The following is a 17,578-nucleotide window of genomic DNA, read 5'->3' on the forward strand; positions in this document are numbered from 1 at the left end:
TTTAAAACTATGGCGCATCAAATAGTAATAATTGAAGACAACATTCCTTTATCCATAGGCTATCAAAAAATTATTAATAAAACTGAAGATTTTAAAGTTGTAGCTATATACGATACTTGTGAAGAAGCTCTAGAGAACTTAAAACACGACAATCCTAGAATTGTGTTGATGGATATTGAGTTGCCAAAAATGAATGGTGTTGAGGGTACTAAAAAAATTAAGCAAATTAACCCGAACATTGATATTGTAATTGTTACGGTTTATGAGAATTCTGAAACTGTTTTTGATGCCTTATGCGCTGGGGCTTCAGGTTACATAACCAAAAACACGTCGCAACAACAATTAACTTTTGCCCTCAGTGAAGTAATTAAAGGTGGTGCGCCAATGAGTATCAATATTGCTAAAATGGTGGTACAATCGTTTAGAAAATCTACAAATTCAATTTTATCAGACCGGGAAACCGAAGTACTTACTTTATTAGCTTCTGGTAAAAGTTACAATAGCGTTGCCGAAACTTTATTTATAAGTGTGAACACGATTCGTTTTCATATTAAAAACATTTACGAAAAGCTTCAAGTTTGTACCCGAGAAGAGGCCATTGAAAAAGCAAATAGAGAGCGCTTGATATAAAATCTACATGTTTTATGTAGTCCAACCGAAGGGCTATATCTGTATTTTTGACTCATAATTTTAAACCAAATTTATTATGAAACAATCTTACCTATTAATTTTATGTGTTTTCTTGAGTAGTATTCTTAATGCACAAACAACAGCAATACCCGATGCTACCTTTGAAAATTTTCTAATTTCTGAGGGTATTGACACTAATGGCGCAAATGGCAATATTTTAAATGCCGACGCCCAAAGCGTAACTACATTGCTAATATCAGAAGTACCTGTAAGCAACTGGAGTGGTATCGAAGCCTTTACTAATCTTACGGAGTTAAGAATCACTGCATCAGGACCAACGTCCACCAATCAAGCTACTGCAACTTCTATAAATTTAAGTGCTTTAACCAATCTGGAGTATTTAATGTATCGCAGAAACGCACACTTAACCTCCTTAGATATATCAGCGAATACGGCTTTAAAGACATTGATAGCTAATCAAAATACAGTACAAACACAATTAACGCTTAATTCTGGATTAACAGATTTGAACATTTTTGGTATTGGTCCTGCTGGTGGTCTTACTATCAACTTTTCAAACAGTACGGCGTTGCAAAACCTTATTGCCTATGGCAGTAAACTAACAGCTCTTGATGTGTCCAACTGTCCCAATTTAATTGATGTCGAAATCTATTCCTCAACACTATTAAGCAGTTTAACATTGCCAACAAATTCTTCATTAGAGCGACTTAGAGCAGATGGTGTGAGTGCTTTGTCCAGCATAGATTTATCAAAACAAGGCAATTTAAAAACCCTAAACTTGGGCGGAAATTCTGGATTGACCACCGTAGATTTATCAAGTAACACCAACTTAGAAACCCTAAACGTAAAGGATGCTCCAATTACCAGTATAGATTTTAGTAACACTAGTGTTTTAAGATCTATTAATGCTGAAAACACAATATTTACCACGGTAGATTTATCAGATTGTACTGCCTTGGAAGTAGTACTATTTAGAAACTCTGGTCTAACCAGTTTAGATTTAAGCAATCAATCCAGTATTATAGATATTAATTGCAATAATAGTAGCAACCTAGCCAGTATCTTTTTAACTCCGACCAGTACACTCACCGATTTTAGGTCCGAAAATACGACTATTAGCACTTTAGATTTATCAAATCAAACGGCACTAACAACACTATTTATTTTACCAAATAATAGTTTAACAACCTTGAACCTATCTGGATGTAACGGCCTTACAAACTTAAACGTTGGCAACGGAAACGCAGGAAACGTAAGTAACCTAAACGTTTCAAACTGCACCATGTTAGAAACTTTAGATTTTAGGGATAATAAAGTAAACGTACTCACCTTGGGTACTTCGTTACCAAGCCTAATGTACATTTACGGCATGAACAATCAACTTTCTTCAGTAAATTTGAGCGCCTTCCCTGCTTTACAGCATATCGACTTGAGCAATAATTTCCTTAATACACTTACTTTAGGCACTCATAATAGTTTATCAGAAGTAAATGCGTCTGGAAACGATATTTCAACGTTAGATATTACGGGTGCACCTAATTTGCATACGCTCAACATGGCCACCAATAGCTTGTCTGCTCTAGACTTTTCTAGCTCTACCAGTCTACAGGTTTTAAACCTAAACAATAATAATTTTAATACCATTAATGTATCGCCAGCCACAAGTTTATCTTCTTTTAGCGTCAATGATAATCTAGGTTTAACGGCAATTACGGTTGGCGCTAACAGTCCAATAATTACACTAAAAGCTAATAATTGTAATTTATCTACACTTGATTTACTAAATCTTGTTAATCTAAACTCATTGGAGGTTAATAATAACAATCTGTCTACTCTAGATTTCTCTAACATAAGTAGCATAATTGTAGTAGATATTTCAGATAATCTATTCAATACTTTTCCAAATATACCTAGTTCTACAAATTCGATTAGGTGTAGTAATAATGCAATCCCCGTATTAGATTTTTCAAGCTTTACTAATTTGGCTGACCTTGTATGTGGCAGTACAAGTTTAACAAGTTTAAATGTTAAAAACGGCACGAATCAAAGTAATAACTTAATTGTAAACGCTGTTGGTAGTACAAATTTAGGTTGCATTGAGGTAGATAATGAGGCCGATGCCAATGGTGGTAACATGCCATATTTTATGTGGCTAAAAGATGCTGGTACAGCATATTCAGAAAACTGTGCATCACTCTCCATAGAAGATTTCACTTCAAAAAAAATCAAAATTCATCCAAACCCAATACAATCTGAATTGCTATTAGAATATAATAACCAAAACATCAAAAGCCTTAGCCTTTATAACATAAAAGGGCAGTTAGTAAAACAACTCAATCCTAAATTGAAGCGATTTGATATTTCAGATATAAGTAGTGGGCTTTACTTACTTCAAGTCAATGCAGAAAACTCAAGTTTAATCTTAAAACTCATAAAAAAATAAGTGCTGAATAAATTAAAAAAATACAAACTAGAAATTTTTCTGTTTGCATTTTATTCACTCTTAACCCTAATACTTTATTTAACCCTAAATCATTTAAAATGAAAACAATATTTTTTAAACCCTTAACCTTTATGTTATTACTTGTATTTTCGTGTAGTAATAACGACGATAGTAATACTCAAGAAGTTGTAGAAGATGGTCCATTTCCTTCAGAAGGATTAATAGCCTATTACCTTTTTAATGACAATGCGAAGGATAGTTCAACAAATAGTTATCACGCTACAGATAACAGTATTGTATATGAAGAAGATAGAAACGGTAACCAAAGTAGTGCGGCCGCGTTTAACGGCTTTAATGCGTTTATTGTTTTTCCAGAAGAAGTGCGCTTTAAGCCTATGCAATCCACTACCCTTTCATTCTGGATAAAAACAGCTATGGAATCGCGTTACGATTTGTTCGACCAGAGAATCGGTTCTACAAATAGCGATAGTCATAACCACGGTATTATTGTAAATGCTGCAGAATATGGAAATATGCAATATGTGTATCCAAATTACAATGGTAATAATGGTACTAGTATAAACGAGACGATACCCATTAGAGATGCTTGGACACATTTTGTGTATGTGAAGGATACAACTATTAAGACAATGAAAATCTATGTAAACAGCGTAGAAGTGTACAGCGGTGCCTTCTCCGACCAAAATTTTGAAATTAATGGAAACCTAATATTAGGTGTAAACTATAACGAAACTTACCGTTTTGAAGGCTATATAGATGATATCTTTATGTATAGTAAAGCATTAGATAATTCTGAAATAACAAAACTATTTAACTATATGCCCCAATAAGCTAATTGTAGCATGCTTTGGCTAAAATAGGTTGAACCATTTTTAAAAAAAGGGTTTTATGACACTTCCATAAACCCTTTTTTCAATTAAACCAAACTCGTTAAATCAATGGCATTAATAGCCCCATGAGAGTCATGAGCTACAACTACCCCATTTTTAATTACAATAAGTTGCGGAGACTGGTGCATTACCTGAAACTTATACCCAACCTCATTAGACACCTCTCTATAACTTAACAAATCCAAGTAATATAAATCCAAATCATTCTCATCCAAATCAAAAGCCTCAACAAACTGCCTCATAACCATAGAGCTAATTCCACAACGTGTAGAATGCTTAAAAATAACCTGAGTTTTAGTTCCTGATTTTTCGCTTATACTGTCCAATTGCGTCAATTCAGTTAAAGGCAACCAAGGCAATACTTTCTCTTCTTTTGGTTCAGACGAACCTCCAAATAATTTATTTATAAATCCCATTTTATATGTTTTTTATGGCGTTACCACAAGGTCGGGCTTTCCGTTACAAGTCCTCGCACCTCTCCCGATAGCTATCGGGATCGGGCTGTGGGCTTTCCTCTACAATCCCTAACGCGCCACTGTTATGTGCTTACTAAAACGCAAAAATAAACTAATTATACGTCTAAGCATACATCACAATAAGTCGAAACAAGTTTTAAAACTTACAAACCGACAAAAAGTCACTAAAATTAAGCCTTAACCCGACATTATGTCCTTTAAATTCTATTGGTAAGGTTATTGATTATTACACCATGTAAAAGAAAAATAACACCCAATTAAAGGGACAAAAAAATAAAAAATGAACTTAAACAATTATACCATAAAATCGCAAGAAGCCATACAGCAAGCGCAGCAAATAGCGCAAGGTTTCGGGCATCAACAAATTGAAAACGAACACATTTTTAAAGGTATTTTTGAGGTAGACGAAAACGTATTACCATTCATCTTAAAAAAACTGAATGTTAATGTTTCCATCCTTAAACAAGCCTTAGATAAACAATTGGAAAGTTTTTCAAAAGTCTCTGGTGCAGAACTTATGCTCTCTCGCGAAGCTGGAAAAAGTCTTAATGAGGCTTCAATCATTGCTAAAAAAATGAAAGACGACTTTGTGTCTATAGAGCATCTCATCCTTGCTGTTTTTAAATCAAACAGTAAAATAGCGCAAATGCTAAAAGACCAAGGCGTAACAGAAAAAGGCTTAAAAGCAGCTATTGAAGAATTACGTAAAGGCGAAAACGTCACCTCGCAAAGTCAAGAAGAAACCTATAATTCGCTTAGTAAATACGCTAAAAATTTAAACCAATTAGCAAAAGACGGCAAATTAGATCCTGTAATTGGTCGTGATGAAGAAATTCGTAGAATACTACAAATTCTATCTCGTCGCACCAAAAACAACCCCATTTTAGTTGGAGAACCAGGAACTGGTAAAACCGCTATTGCTGAAGGTTTAGCGCACAGAATTATAGATGGAGACATTCCAGAAAACTTAAAAGACAAACAAATTTTCGCTTTAGATATGGGTGCCCTAATTGCTGGTGCTAAATATAAAGGCGAATTTGAAGAACGCTTAAAAGCGGTTATTAAAGAAGTAACCACTAGTGATGGCGATATCGTGTTATTCATAGACGAAATTCACACACTTGTTGGTGCAGGTGGTGGACAAGGCGCTATGGATGCAGCTAATATTTTAAAACCTGCCCTAGCTCGTGGTGAATTACGTGCTATTGGAGCAACAACTTTAGATGAATATCAAAAATACTTTGAAAAAGATAAAGCTTTAGAGCGTCGTTTTCAAAAAGTAATGGTCGATGAGCCTGATACAGAAAGTGCCATTTCAATACTAAGAGGTATTAAAGAAAAGTATGAAACACACCATAAGGTTCGTATTAAAGATGATGCCATTATTGGTGCAGTAGAGTTATCTCAACGCTATATTACTAATAGGTTTTTACCAGATAAGGCCATCGATTTAATGGATGAAGCAGCTTCTAAAATGCGTATGGAAATCAATTCAAAACCTGAAGAATTAGATGTTTTGGATCGTAAAATCATGCAATTAGAAATTGAAATTGAAGCCATTAAACGTGAAAAAGACGAATCAAAACTAAAATCTTTACGCTCTGATTTAGCAAATTTAAAAGAGCAACGCAACGAAATTTTTGCAAAATGGAAATCTGAAAAAGAGGTAGTTGATAATATTCAGAACACAAAACAAGATATTGAAAACTTCAAGCTAGAAGCTGAAAAAGCAGAACGTGAAGGCGATTACGGTAAAGTAGCAGAATTGCGTTACGGTAAAATTAAAGAAGCTCAAGAACAGCTTGAAGGCTTTCAAAAGCAATTGCAAGCGCAATCCGAAACGTCTTTAATAAAGGAAGAAGTGACTTATGAAGATATCGCAGAAGTAGTTGCAAAATGGACAGGAATTCCAGTTACAAAAATGCTTCAAAGCGATCGTGAAAAGCTTTTAAAACTTGAAAACGAATTGCACAGACGTGTAGTTGGTCAAGATGAAGCTATCGAAGCGGTTAGTGATGCAGTAAGACGTAGTCGTGCAGGTTTACAAAACCCACAAAAACCTATTGGTACCTTCCTCTTTTTAGGAACTACAGGTGTTGGTAAAACCGAATTAGCAAAAGCTTTAGCAGAATACTTGTTTGATGATGAAAACGCTATGACTCGTATAGATATGAGTGAATATCAAGAGCGTCATGCTGTGAGTAGATTAGTTGGTGCGCCTCCAGGATACGTTGGTTATGATGAAGGCGGACAATTAACTGAAGCTGTTCGAAGAAAACCTTATTCTGTGGTACTTTTAGATGAAATTGAAAAAGCGCATCCTGATACCTTCAATATTCTATTGCAAGTATTAGATGAAGGGCATTTAACAGATAATAAAGGTCGTGTAGCTGATTTTAAAAACACCATCATTATCATGACTTCAAATATGGGAAGCACGATTATCCAAGAGCGTTTTGAAGCCACTAAGGATGTCGATTCTGCCATTGAAGCTGCTAAAGTGGATGTATTGGCACTATTAAAACAAACGGTACGCCCTGAGTTTTTAAATAGAATTGACGATACGGTAATGTTCACACCTTTAAGTAAAGACAATATTGTTGAAATTGTTGGATTACAACTTAAAAGTGTTACTAAAATGATAGCACAACAAGGAATTACATTTGATGCAACACCTGAAGCGATAACTTATTTAGCAAATAAAGGCTATAATCCTGAATATGGTGCAAGACCTGTAAAGCGTGTGATTCAAAAAGAAGTCCTAAATGCTTTGAGTAAAGAAATATTATCAGGTAAAGTAACAACAGATAGTATCATTTTACTAGATGCATTTGATGATAAGTTAGTTTTTAGAAATCAAGGCGACTTAGTAGTTGAAGAGTTTTAAAATTTAATAGGTTTTATTGTAACAATTCGGTTTACAAAGAGTCTATTAGTTGGTTGGTTAGTTGAAAAGCAGCATGAATCTTATAACAAGATGATTGCTGCTTTTCCTTTTAAAAAAAGTTTAGACAATTAAAATATACCGATTGGTATTTTTTTATTATCTTTGTTAAGATTATGACAACAAAAGCTGAACTTACTTCACAATACATTATAGAAACTGTAGCGCCAATTTTTAATAAAAACGGTTACGCTGCAACTAGTATGCAAGATATTACAAAAGCAACTGGTCTGACAAAAGGTGCTATATATGGTAATTTTAAAAATAAAGAAGAATTAGCTTTTGCATCATTCAAATTTATGGTGAAATCTTTAATGAAGCCTTTATCAATTCATTTAGAGCAGAGTAACTCTCCTATTAAAAAACTATACTTAATTACAGACTTTTATCGTAATTACTACCCTTTTAGTAAACAACTTGGTGGCTGTCCTGTTTTAAATATTGGTGTAGACGCTAACAATAGTAATTCAAACTTACTTAACAAGGTTAGAGATACCATTCAACGCATACAAGATAAATTATGTAGCATTATTGAAAAAGGCATTGAAGCTGGAGAAATATCATCAGAAATTAATGCTATGCAATATGCTAAACGTATTGATACCATGATACAAGGCGCCATTTTTATGACGTATACCATGAATGATGAATTCTATATGAAAGACACCATGAATCATATAGACCATATTATCACTAAAGAACTTAAATTATAATATTTTTTTAATCAATAATATACCAATCGGTATATTTAAAGCATGAATTATGAATAAACTTCCAAAAGTATTAGAAACTAAAGCAAAAATCAGATTTCAAGATTGTGATCCTTTTAACCATCTAAATAATGGTAATTATATCAATTATTTTATGAATCATCGGGAAGATGCTTTAATTGAACATTATAGCTTAGATATATACAAAAAAGCTAAACTTGAAGGTAAAAGCTGGGTATCTTCTTCAAATCAAATCGCTTATATAAAACCAGCATTATTGATGGAAACTGTAATAATAGAGTCGCAATTAATACGATTTGATGATAAAAACTTACTTGTAGAAATGCGTATGTTTAATAAAGACAAAAGTCATTTAAAATCAATAATTTGGTGTGGTTTTGCCCATTTCAATTTATTAAATCAAAAAAGAGAAATACATAATGAAAAACTAATGGAATTGTTTGAAAGTGTTAATAAACCAGTAAATTCAAAGTCTTTTGAAGATCGCTTATATCAATTAAAACCAAATTTTGTATAAAATACAGCAACCAAATACACTTTTTTACCGTATATCTAGTTATTAGTTAAAATGGTTTGCCGTTAATCTAAAATTAGCATTTTTTTATAGATTAATTCATACAAATTTATAACTTAGCTTATGTGTATGTCCCAAATCATACATTTCATTAAAATAATCGGATTTTCTTCTTTCCTCAAGAATTAAATCTTTAACATAAAAACCTACTTATAACCCATGGATGTTTCCAATTACATAGACTATACTTTATTAAAACCTTCAACAACTGAACGCGAAATTATTGAGCTTTGTAAAGACGCAAAAATCAATGGGTTTTTCAGTGTATGCGTAAATAGTTGTTATGTTGCACTAGCAAAACAATTGTTACTAGAATCTAAAGTAAAAGTATGTACTGTAGTAGGATTTCCGTTAGGCGCAATGTCTACAAAATCTAAAGTGTTTGAAGCTGAAAAAGCTATTGAAGATGGTGCAGATGAAATTGATATGGTTATAAACCTTGGCTATTTAAAAAGTAGAAATTATGTTTCTGTTTTAAAAGATATTAGCGATGTAAAAAGGGCTATTGGAAAAACACCTTTAAAAGTAATAATTGAAATTTCTGAGCTCAATAAAAATGAAATCATAAAAGCTTGTGAAATATGTTTAGATGCTAAAGCAGATTTTATCAAAACTTCTACAGGTTTTTCTAAAAGCGGAGCCACTTTAACTGCCGTCAAAATCATTAAAAAAACAGTTCGTGATAAAGCTAAAATTAAAGCGTCAGGAGGTATTGGCGATTTTGATACTGCGCTTAAATATATTGATGCTGGAGCAGATAGAATTGGAACGTCAACAGCCATAAAAGCTAAAAATGATAAAAGGCAAATTAGAAACACAAAAATTTATAAAGACTATATAGAAACAGTTCTTAATAAAGATTCTAATCCAATTAATAAAGTGTCTAAAGAAGTGTAAAAGCTGCTTTTTGTTATTTTGAAGTAGAATTCAATGCATAAATTGCAAAACTACCCAGCCAGTGTCCACCTTCATAACTATCACCAAAAATACTTGGCAACGAGTAATTAATATGAGTATTGGCCATGTTTTTTAAATGATTATATTCTGGTAAATCTTCGGCTATTTTGTTTAAACTCCATGCTCTAGAAAAATTAACCCCATCCAAATGTACTAAGTGACCATCTGTTCTGTCTGATACTAAACCTACTTCAATGGTAAAGTTTTTGTTTTTCAGCTGTGGTAAAAAATCATGCAACCAAATTTTACAATCTTCAAGTGGTAATAAGCGTTTCATTAAAGCGGCTTCTTCCAAACAAGGTGATAAAAAATCACTTCCACTTGGCTCCCAAGTAATTGGACAGCCTTTATCATTTTTATAAAAAAACGATGCACGCGTTTTAATTGCATTTTTTAGTCCATCATGGTTTAAAGTCTCAGCATAGTCATAAGCAAAAGATAACCCAAAAGCTGTATTGGTATGTGTTCCTACGCGCTGAGGATAATTTAATTTTGGCAAAAACTCTATATACTTTCCTACTATTAAATCGGTTAATGGCTGTAAATTGCTTTCTAGTTGTCTCGCAGTTTCATCATCCCAAGTGTGTAATTCTTCTGCAAGTTTTAGTAACCATGCCCAACCATAAGTACGCTCGTACGATTTGTTATGCTTTCCATAGAAATATGCTACCTCTGCTTCAATGTTTTGTTTTGAAATATTATTGAGTAATTTTTGTTTAATAGCATCAGCATTATCAATTTCTGGAAATGATTTTAGTAAACTAACCAAACTCCAATGCCCATGAACCGATGAGTGCCAATCAAAACACCCATAAAATGCAGGATGCAATTCAATTGGAGATTTCAAGTCTTCACCACCACCTAAGGTCTGCGATAAGCGGTTTGGATATTCAGTATTTATACAGTGTAAAGGTAAATCGGCTAGTTTGTTGGCTTGCTCTAGGTTTAGAATTGGAATCTCAACAATTTCTATACGTTTTAACTGTTCTGGTACCTTTTTTTCTTCTTTTAAGGAGTTACTACATGACGATAAAATTAGTAAAACTAAAATATGATTGAGTACTTTCATTTCATAAAAAATAATTAATTGAGAAATCAGTTATGTAAAAAAAAAATGATATTATGATTACTAAAATCTAATGGCTACCCCAACCACCCATCACGATCCAAACTTCTATACTGAATAGCCTCACTAATATGAGAACCATTTACATCAGCAACACCTTCCAAATCAGCTATAGTTCTGGAAACTTTCAAAATTCTGTCATAGGCACGCGCCGATAAATTCAAACGCTCCATAGCCGTTTTTAAAAGTTGTTTAGAATCTTCATCTAAAACGCAGTGCTTTCTAATTTGCTTTACATTCATTTGGGCATTATAATGCACTGATTCTGAGTCTGAAAAACGTTGGGTTTGTATTTCTCTAGCTTTAGTAACGCGTTTTCTAATTTCTACAGAGGTTTCTCCTTTTCTATCATCTGAGAGCTTATCAAAAGGAACTGGAGTCACTTCAATATGAATATCTATTCTATCTAAAAGTGGTCCAGAAATCTTACCCAAATAGCGTTGCATTTCAGCAGGACTAGAAGTTACAGGAGCATCAGGGTCGTTAAAATAACCTCCCGGACTAGGATTCATACTTGCCACCAACATAAATGATGAAGGATAAGTTACTGTAAATTTCGCTCTTGAAATGGTTACTTCTCTATCCTCCAATGGCTGCCGCATCACTTCTAAAACTTCACGTTTAAATTCAGGCAATTCATCTAAAAACAAAACACCGTTATGCGATAACGAAATTTCTCCAGGTTGTGGGTAACTCCCACCACCAACAAGTGCCACGTTTGAAATGGTGTGATGTGGACTCCTAAACGGGCGTTGTGCCATCAAACCAGAATCTTTAACACGACCAACAACCGAATGAATTTTTGTAGTTTCCAATGCTTCATGCAAGGTCATAGGTGGCAAAATACTAGGAAGTCTCTTAGCTAACATGGTTTTACCTGCTCCTGGAGGCCCAATTAAAATAATATTATGTCCGCCAGCTGCCGCAATTTCCATACAACGTTTTATCCCTTCTTGTCCTTTAACGTCTGCAAAATCAAATTCAGGGAAATCTAGATTTTTTTCAAATTCTTTTCTCGTATCAATTACCGTTTGTTCTAAAGGTTCTCCTTTATCAAAATAATTAATGACTTGTTCAATATTTTCAACACCATAAACTTCTAAATTATCGACAATAGCAGCTTCTTTAGCATTTTGCGCAGGTAGAATAAAACCCTTAAATCCTTCTTCTCTGGCTTTAACCGCTATTGGTAATGCGCCTTTTATGGGTTGTAAACTTCCATCTAATGAAAGTTCTCCCATAATTAAATACCTATCTAAATCTTCAGCTTTAATTTGATCGGTTGAAGCTAGGATCCCAATGGCTAAAGTTAAATCATAAGCACTTCCCTCCTTTCGTAAATCTGCTGGCGACATGTTAATTATAATCTTCTTTCCTGGAATTCTGTAACCGTTATTTTGAAGTGCTGCAGCAATTCTAAAATTACTTTCTTTAATGGCATTATCAGGTAATCCTACCAAATGATATCCAACACCCTTATCTACATTTACTTCAACAGTTATCGTTGAAGCTTCCACACCAAAAACGGCGCTAGCAAAAACTTTTTTAAGCATATTTTTTATTTACTGCTTAAATGTAAGAAATGTATTTGAAATTGAATAAATAATTCTTTTAAGTGATTAATTAATAGCTATTAAATTTTGATTATTATTTTTTTCAACTTTAATGGTATAAGACGCAATAAAGTCAGTATTTATTATAAAATGCACATCGTAACTTCCTTTTTTCAAAAAGCGATGCTTTAATTCAATATATCCTTTTGAATAATCTGATTGGGATGCCTTAATAGTTTTACTTCTTATACCACTACTTAAAACAAGACGCATCCTATTTATTTCAATATTATCATGGACTTTAAATGTGAATACAACTTCATCATTTACAAATATTTTTGTTTTAAGTTTTTTTGGTGAAACTGGAATCACATTATACTTAAAAGTATTACCGTATGTTACTGGACCTTTTACGAATTCGTTCAAGCTTAAATAATCGTTAGTCAACAACCATTTGTTTTTTAATGGATAATGTTTGGTTTGATATAATTCTGAAGCTGCTAAAAAATAGCCATCATTATAATTTTTAACAAATTTGTATTTATTTACATCAAAATAGCCACTTGCCAAAGTAGCATCAACTTGATACCATTTATTATTTAATTTTACCGCATTCCATGAATGATTTGGGATATCTATCTTACCAACATTCCGCTTTGTAGTTCTGCTATAGCCATCAATAATTTCACAATCAATATCAACCAAATTTGCTAATTCCTTAATTAAATATGCATAGCCTGTACAAATGGTTTTTTGTTCTTTCAATAGCCTTTTAAAAACTTTTGATTGTACCTGATTATTCCATTGAGAAAACCCAACACTATCATTTTTAAACCGTCTTCTTTTTTTAAGTGTGAGCTCTCCAAAACCATGGTCGCTTTCTATGTTTGAACAGACCCAAATATAAATGGATCTAAATTTTTCTACTTCGGTATCTAAATTTTGAGTGAGTCTAAAGGCTAATAATGGTACATTTTTTAATGTGACATTTTCACATGAATAAGCAACACTATCAGCCTTTTTAAAATTTATATGTTTAAAATCTGATTTTTGAGCATTTATAATAAAACTACAAAGCAAAATAAATATAAGTAAGCAATGTTTCATCTAGAATATTTTCTTAATTCGTTGCCAGAACGTGGGCTTAGATTCATAAACCTCATTTACTTCTACCTCACCCATTAAAACACATGATAATTCTTCTTCCATAATAAGGTTTACTATAGCTTGTTCTTTTCCAATCAATATGTTTTGTGTTGTATAACCCAAAAAACTAACGACTAAAATATCGCCTTCTTTTAATGTTTTTGGAAATTCAAATTCTCCATCAAAATTAGATATTGTACCTATTGAAGTTCCTTTTAATACAATATTCGCACCTGGTAATGGCCCAGATTCATCAAAAATGGTCCCAGAAAATAATTTTTCTTGAACTTCACTTTTATTATTCTGGCTGTTTGAAATTTCATTTGATTTCTGAACAATTTCAGATTTAGGTTTTTGTTCTTGTGCTTGAATGTGATGTAGGGATGTTAAAGAAATAAAAGCTACTGCAGCAATTCTTAAAAATTTGAATTTAGATGTTCTTCTTATTTCATTAATCTGAGTATATTCTTTTAACTGAGATGTTTTAAAATACCCACAAGTTTTATGTTCTTTATTTGTAAAATAATTTATCAATTCTTTATCACTCATTTTTCTGAAATCTATGACTTCCTTTTCACATGAGTTACAAAATCCACCAGCTTTGGTTTTATTAAACTGATTGAATTTTTCTGAGCAAGGTTTACTAATTTTAAGATTGAATTTTTGTTCCATGATATATGTTTTTTAGTTATCTCGAAACTAGTACGAAACAATACTATTTACAATCAAGATTGAGTAAACATGTCATTTCAATGAGTGAACTCAACTTTTCTAAATCAAAAAAAAATCCCGCCGAAGCGGGATCCATAAATTGGACTATCAAACTAATTAACACTTTATATTATGAAAATTATATCCAATTCGTGATGAAAAAAATCATCTTTTTTTTTATTTAATTAATAAACTTTGGCTGAATAATTAACATCGCCCAAGCCCAATTTTGAGTACTTTTTACTCCTGGTATATCTGCTATTTCACTTGGTTCAAAGAAATGAGAATACCCACCAACTAACTTAAATTCTTTAAATTTCTTAGCAATTACTAAATCTAATTCTGTACCTAATTCTTTACCATCAAAACCATCAACATCTTCAACTTCACTAAAGATATGTCCTGTTAAACTAACCGCTAAACCAGAGATTTTAGTAGCAAGAGATAATTGTAAATCATTTAAACCTCCAGCGTTTCCGTGGTTACCAACATAAAATCTATCAATTAAACCATTGAAAGCGTGGTTAGTTCCATATAATGGGAAGAACGCAGCCGAATCATCTTTTCTACCAGAAATAGACTCATAACCAGCTCCTAAAGTTAATTTATCAGAAACTTTATACTTAGCCAAAATGCTAGCTAAAAGCGCTCCTTTAACATCTACACCTCCTAGTCTTTCACCTTCTTGAATGTAAAGGTTTGCAGCTAAAGACAATGCGTTTACTTTATAATCTGCATGAGCACCAGCAGTAAGTAAGCTAGACTTATTTGACCCATCTACGCTAGAATCTTGAAACGTGTTTAATAATGCCAAAAAGGAAATATTTAATTTTTCGCCTTTATTATTCACTCTTGCAAATACCATATCTCTATAAGAAAACAAAGCTGAAGTATTATAAACTTCGTCTACTGTAGTATTTAAAGCACCACCAATATCTAAACTAAGTTTGTTTTTCTTGTATTTGTAAACAGCAGCATCATGAGTTCTCGCCTGTTGCGCCCATCCTAATCCACCTAGGATCCTTTGATCATCATAAGATAATGGTTGACGCCCTAATTTTAAACTTGAAAATTCTCCCAATTTTAAATCAGCCCAAGCTTCTTGAACTCTAAAATTTCCATTTCCAGCCGTAGCAATTTGAGGTCTATCACCAAAAGCAAATACTTCTTGGAAACTCATAAATGCAGTATACGTTTCGGCTTTATATTTAGCTTTTAAAGCTGCTCTAACTGTTGTTCTTATAAAACCTTCATCGGCATCAGTAGCGGTTTGAGCAGGAAAACTTCCTCCTGTAAAATTACCACCGTTACCAAAATATTCTGAACGTGGTCTAAATTCGCCTTCTAGTGTAAACTGCGCTTGAGCAAATTGAACTATCAATGCCATCAAGCCTATTAATACATATTGTTTTTTCATGTTACTTGTTTTTAAGTTTGAATTTTGTTTTGAGTTTTTAAATTGTGATTTTTATTAATATTTGGATGTAATTTTCCTGTACTCATGAAAAAATTGAAGCTTTCATGAGGTTATTTTTTTTAATATGTTTTTATGATTTTCTTTTAATTAGTGCTCTAAAAAGTCAATTAAATGTTTTCTGTATTTGTAGTAATCGTCGTGTTCTAAAACCGCTTTACGAGTTCTTGGTCTTTCAAAATCTATATCAAGAACATCACCAATTTTAGCTCGGGGTCCGCTGGTCATCATCACCACACGATCTGCCAAAAATATAGCTTCATCCACATCGTGAGTAATCATTACCGCTGTAATTTTTTCTTTATTCCAGATTTCTATTAAAATATCTTGAAGTTCGCCTCGCGTTAAAGAATCTAACATCCCGAAAGGCTCATCCAACAATAGCACTTTTGGTTTTATGGCAAAGGCTCTAGCAATACCAACACGCTGTTGCATCCCTTGCGATAATTCAGAAGCACGCTTATTAAAAGCATCCTCTAAACCTACTTTTTGCAAATAGTATTTAGCAATATCGTTACGTTGTCCTTTTGTAGCATCTGGGAATACTTGATTTACACCCAACATTACGTTTTGTAACGCTGTCATCCAAGGCATTAAACTTGGTGCTTGAAATATCACTCCTCTATCTGGTCCTGGGCCTTTAATATGTTTTCCAAGAACCGAAATATTACCTCCCGAAATCGGATTCAATCCCGCAATCATAGAGAGCATGGTTGTTTTACCACAACCCGAATGCCCAATAATAGTCACAAATTCCTCTTTACGTATTTGAAGATTCAAATCCTCCAAAACCACATAATCGCCTTTTGGTGTTGGATATACTTTCTTTAAATCTTTTAAATCCAGCATCACATCTCTAGATGGGAAACCACTCGCTTCAGTAATAATTTTTGTTTTATTTTCAATTATAGTGCTCATCTTGATGCTTATTTAAATCGGTTAACAAAATCTTTCGGAGTCAATTCCGGAAGCACATATTCTTCTTTAGCCTGAGATTTTCGCTCATTTCCTATATCCATCAAATATTCGATAATCGCATTTCGTGTTTCCTTAAAATTCGCATTATCGTTCATTTCAGTTTTATCACGCGGGCGTTCAATATCAATTTTAAATTCAGGTCCCAGAGTTGCATTTGGTCCTGGACGCAACGGGATAATACGATCTGCCATATAAATCCCCTCATCCACATCATTAGTAATCAATAATGCCGTACGTTTCTCTTTTCCCCAAATGTTCAAAATTTCATCTTGCAGATTACCACGTGTTAAAGCATCCAAAGCTCCAAGTGGCTCGTCCATAATAATCATTTCAGGTTTCATGGCTAAAGCACGAGCAACCGCCACACGTTGGCGCATCCCACCCGATAATTCCTTCGGGCGTTTATTAATAGCAGGCGTTAAACTTACCATTTCCACATACTCAGCAACAATAGCGTTAAGTTCTTTTTTATACTTCTTCGGAAACGCCTCCTTAACCGCCATATACACATTTTGTCCAACGGTTAACCAAGGCAACAACGAGTAATTCTGAAAAATCACACCACGTTCATGGCTCGTCCCCTGCACAGGTTCGCCTTTAAACAAAACTTCGCCCGAAGTCGGTTCAAGCAAGCCATTAATCAAGTTCACTAAAGTCGTTTTTCCACTCCCCGTAAACCCAACAATCGCCACAAACTCGCCCTCTGCAATCTGCAAATTAATGTTCGACAACACCTCGGTTTCATTCCCGCCTTGTCCGTACGTTTTATAAATATTATTTAATTCTAAGTATGCCATTTTTTCTTTTTTTTGGGCGTTACCACTGGGGTCGGGCTTTCCGTTACAAGTCCTCGCACCTCTCCCGATAGCTATCGGGATCGGGCTGTGGGCTTTCCTCTACAAT

The 17,578-nt window shown here is 33.5% G+C and carries 15 protein-coding genes; 7 read left to right on the forward strand and 8 right to left on the reverse strand.

Annotation, left to right across the window (positions count from 1 at the left end):
* The first annotated feature begins 9 nt into the window (after positions 1-9).
* The 3 genes from DIS18_RS11930 (at position 10) to DIS18_RS11940 (ending at position 3,945) form a co-directional block, all read left to right on the forward strand.
* Entirely contained in the window at positions 10-630 is a 621-nt protein-coding gene (locus DIS18_RS11930; RefSeq protein WP_109353311.1) for a response regulator transcription factor, read from the forward strand.
* A gap of 76 nt (positions 631-706) precedes the next feature.
* Positions 707-3,094: a T9SS type A sorting domain-containing protein gene (locus tag DIS18_RS11935; protein WP_109353312.1), complete on the forward strand. Its 2,388-nt coding sequence runs from the start codon at positions 707-709 to the stop codon at positions 3,092-3,094.
* Positions 3,095-3,192: 98 nt separating this feature from the next.
* Positions 3,193-3,945, forward strand: coding sequence for a LamG domain-containing protein (locus tag DIS18_RS11940; RefSeq protein ID WP_109353313.1), 753 nt, complete (start codon positions 3,193-3,195; stop codon positions 3,943-3,945).
* 86 nt (positions 3,946-4,031) lie between these two features.
* Here DIS18_RS11940 and ytxJ read toward each other — a convergent pair whose 3' ends face one another.
* On the reverse strand, positions 4,032-4,421 hold the full coding sequence (ytxJ, locus tag DIS18_RS11945; RefSeq protein WP_109353314.1) for a bacillithiol system redox-active protein YtxJ: 390 nt from the start codon (positions 4,419-4,421) through the stop codon (positions 4,032-4,034).
* Between the two features lie 340 nt (positions 4,422-4,761).
* Here ytxJ and clpB point away from each other — a divergent pair, with 340 nt between their 5' ends.
* The 4 genes from clpB to deoC all read left to right on the forward strand — a co-directional run bounded on the left by clpB (position 4,762) and on the right by deoC (position 9,627).
* Positions 4,762-7,368 carry an ATP-dependent chaperone ClpB gene (gene clpB / locus DIS18_RS11950; protein WP_109353315.1) on the forward strand — a complete coding sequence of 869 codons (2,607 nt, stop codon included), beginning with the start codon at positions 4,762-4,764 and terminating at the stop codon, positions 7,366-7,368.
* 173 nt (positions 7,369-7,541) lie between these two features.
* Positions 7,542-8,138 carry a TetR/AcrR family transcriptional regulator gene (locus DIS18_RS11955; protein WP_109353316.1) on the forward strand — a complete coding sequence of 199 codons (597 nt, stop codon included), beginning with the start codon at positions 7,542-7,544 and terminating at the stop codon, positions 8,136-8,138.
* 49 nt (positions 8,139-8,187) lie between these two features.
* Complete coding sequence (locus DIS18_RS11960) at positions 8,188-8,673, forward strand: acyl-CoA thioesterase (RefSeq protein WP_109353317.1); 486 nt, start codon at positions 8,188-8,190, stop codon at positions 8,671-8,673.
* Positions 8,674-8,889: 216 nt separating this feature from the next.
* Positions 8,890-9,627: a deoxyribose-phosphate aldolase gene (gene deoC, locus DIS18_RS11965; RefSeq protein ID WP_109353318.1), complete on the forward strand. Its 738-nt coding sequence runs from the start codon at positions 8,890-8,892 to the stop codon at positions 9,625-9,627.
* A 13-nt stretch (positions 9,628-9,640) separates the two neighbouring features.
* On the opposite strand, the gene DIS18_RS11970 is transcribed toward deoC, so the two are convergent.
* The 7 genes from DIS18_RS11970 to DIS18_RS12005 form a co-directional block, all read right to left on the reverse strand.
* A complete protein-coding gene (locus DIS18_RS11970) occupies positions 9,641-10,756 on the reverse strand; it encodes a DUF2891 domain-containing protein (protein ID WP_109353319.1) in 1,116 nt (371 codons plus the stop codon).
* 74 nt (positions 10,757-10,830) lie between these two features.
* Entirely contained in the window at positions 10,831-12,366 is a 1,536-nt protein-coding gene (locus DIS18_RS11975; protein WP_109353320.1) for a YifB family Mg chelatase-like AAA ATPase, read from the reverse strand.
* 66 nt (positions 12,367-12,432) lie between these two features.
* Positions 12,433-13,473: a transglutaminase domain-containing protein gene (locus tag DIS18_RS11980; RefSeq protein WP_109353321.1), complete on the reverse strand. Its 1,041-nt coding sequence runs from the start codon at positions 13,471-13,473 to the stop codon at positions 12,433-12,435.
* The gene (locus tag DIS18_RS11985; protein ID WP_109353322.1) at positions 13,474-14,184 is read right to left on the reverse strand and encodes a carboxypeptidase-like regulatory domain-containing protein; all 711 of its coding nucleotides are present in this window, start codon (positions 14,182-14,184) and stop codon (positions 13,474-13,476) included.
* Between the two features lie 220 nt (positions 14,185-14,404).
* On the reverse strand, positions 14,405-15,640 hold the full coding sequence (locus tag DIS18_RS11995; protein WP_109353324.1) for an alginate export family protein: 1,236 nt from the start codon (positions 15,638-15,640) through the stop codon (positions 14,405-14,407).
* 147 nt (positions 15,641-15,787) lie between these two features.
* On the reverse strand, positions 15,788-16,615 hold the full coding sequence (locus tag DIS18_RS12000) for an ABC transporter ATP-binding protein (RefSeq protein ID WP_109353325.1): 828 nt from the start codon (positions 16,613-16,615) through the stop codon (positions 15,788-15,790).
* 8 nt (positions 16,616-16,623) lie between these two features.
* Positions 16,624-17,472, reverse strand: coding sequence for an ABC transporter ATP-binding protein (locus DIS18_RS12005; protein WP_109353326.1), 849 nt, complete (start codon positions 17,470-17,472; stop codon positions 16,624-16,626).
* Between the last annotated feature and the right edge of the window lie 106 nt (positions 17,473-17,578).

This window comes from Algibacter marinivivus (assembly GCF_003143755.1).
Lineage (GTDB): Bacteria > Bacteroidota > Bacteroidia > Flavobacteriales > Flavobacteriaceae > Algibacter_B > Algibacter_B marinivivus.

Coding starts and splice junctions, on each gene's coding strand:
- DIS18_RS11930 (WP_109353311.1), top strand. CDS start 10: ATGGCGCATCAAATAGTAATAATTGAAGACAACATTCCTTTATCCATA.
- DIS18_RS11935 (WP_109353312.1), top strand. CDS start 707: ATGAAACAATCTTACCTATTAATTTTATGTGTTTTCTTGAGTAGTATT.
- DIS18_RS11940 (WP_109353313.1), top strand. CDS start 3,193: ATGAAAACAATATTTTTTAAACCCTTAACCTTTATGTTATTACTTGTA.
- ytxJ (WP_109353314.1), bottom strand. CDS start 4,421: ATGGGATTTATAAATAAATTATTTGGAGGTTCGTCTGAACCAAAAGAA.
- clpB (WP_109353315.1), top strand. CDS start 4,762: ATGAACTTAAACAATTATACCATAAAATCGCAAGAAGCCATACAGCAA.
- DIS18_RS11955 (WP_109353316.1), top strand. CDS start 7,542: ATGACAACAAAAGCTGAACTTACTTCACAATACATTATAGAAACTGTA.
- DIS18_RS11960 (WP_109353317.1), top strand. CDS start 8,188: ATGAATAAACTTCCAAAAGTATTAGAAACTAAAGCAAAAATCAGATTT.
- deoC (WP_109353318.1), top strand. CDS start 8,890: ATGGATGTTTCCAATTACATAGACTATACTTTATTAAAACCTTCAACA.
- DIS18_RS11970 (WP_109353319.1), bottom strand. CDS start 10,756: ATGAAAGTACTCAATCATATTTTAGTTTTACTAATTTTATCGTCATGT.
- DIS18_RS11975 (WP_109353320.1), bottom strand. CDS start 12,366: ATGCTTAAAAAAGTTTTTGCTAGCGCCGTTTTTGGTGTGGAAGCTTCA.
- DIS18_RS11980 (WP_109353321.1), bottom strand. CDS start 13,473: ATGAAACATTGCTTACTTATATTTATTTTGCTTTGTAGTTTTATTATA.
- DIS18_RS11985 (WP_109353322.1), bottom strand. CDS start 14,184: ATGGAACAAAAATTCAATCTTAAAATTAGTAAACCTTGCTCAGAAAAA.
- DIS18_RS11995 (WP_109353324.1), bottom strand. CDS start 15,640: ATGAAAAAACAATATGTATTAATAGGCTTGATGGCATTGATAGTTCAA.
- DIS18_RS12000 (WP_109353325.1), bottom strand. CDS start 16,615: ATGAGCACTATAATTGAAAATAAAACAAAAATTATTACTGAAGCGAGT.
- DIS18_RS12005 (WP_109353326.1), bottom strand. CDS start 17,472: ATGGCATACTTAGAATTAAATAATATTTATAAAACGTACGGACAAGGC.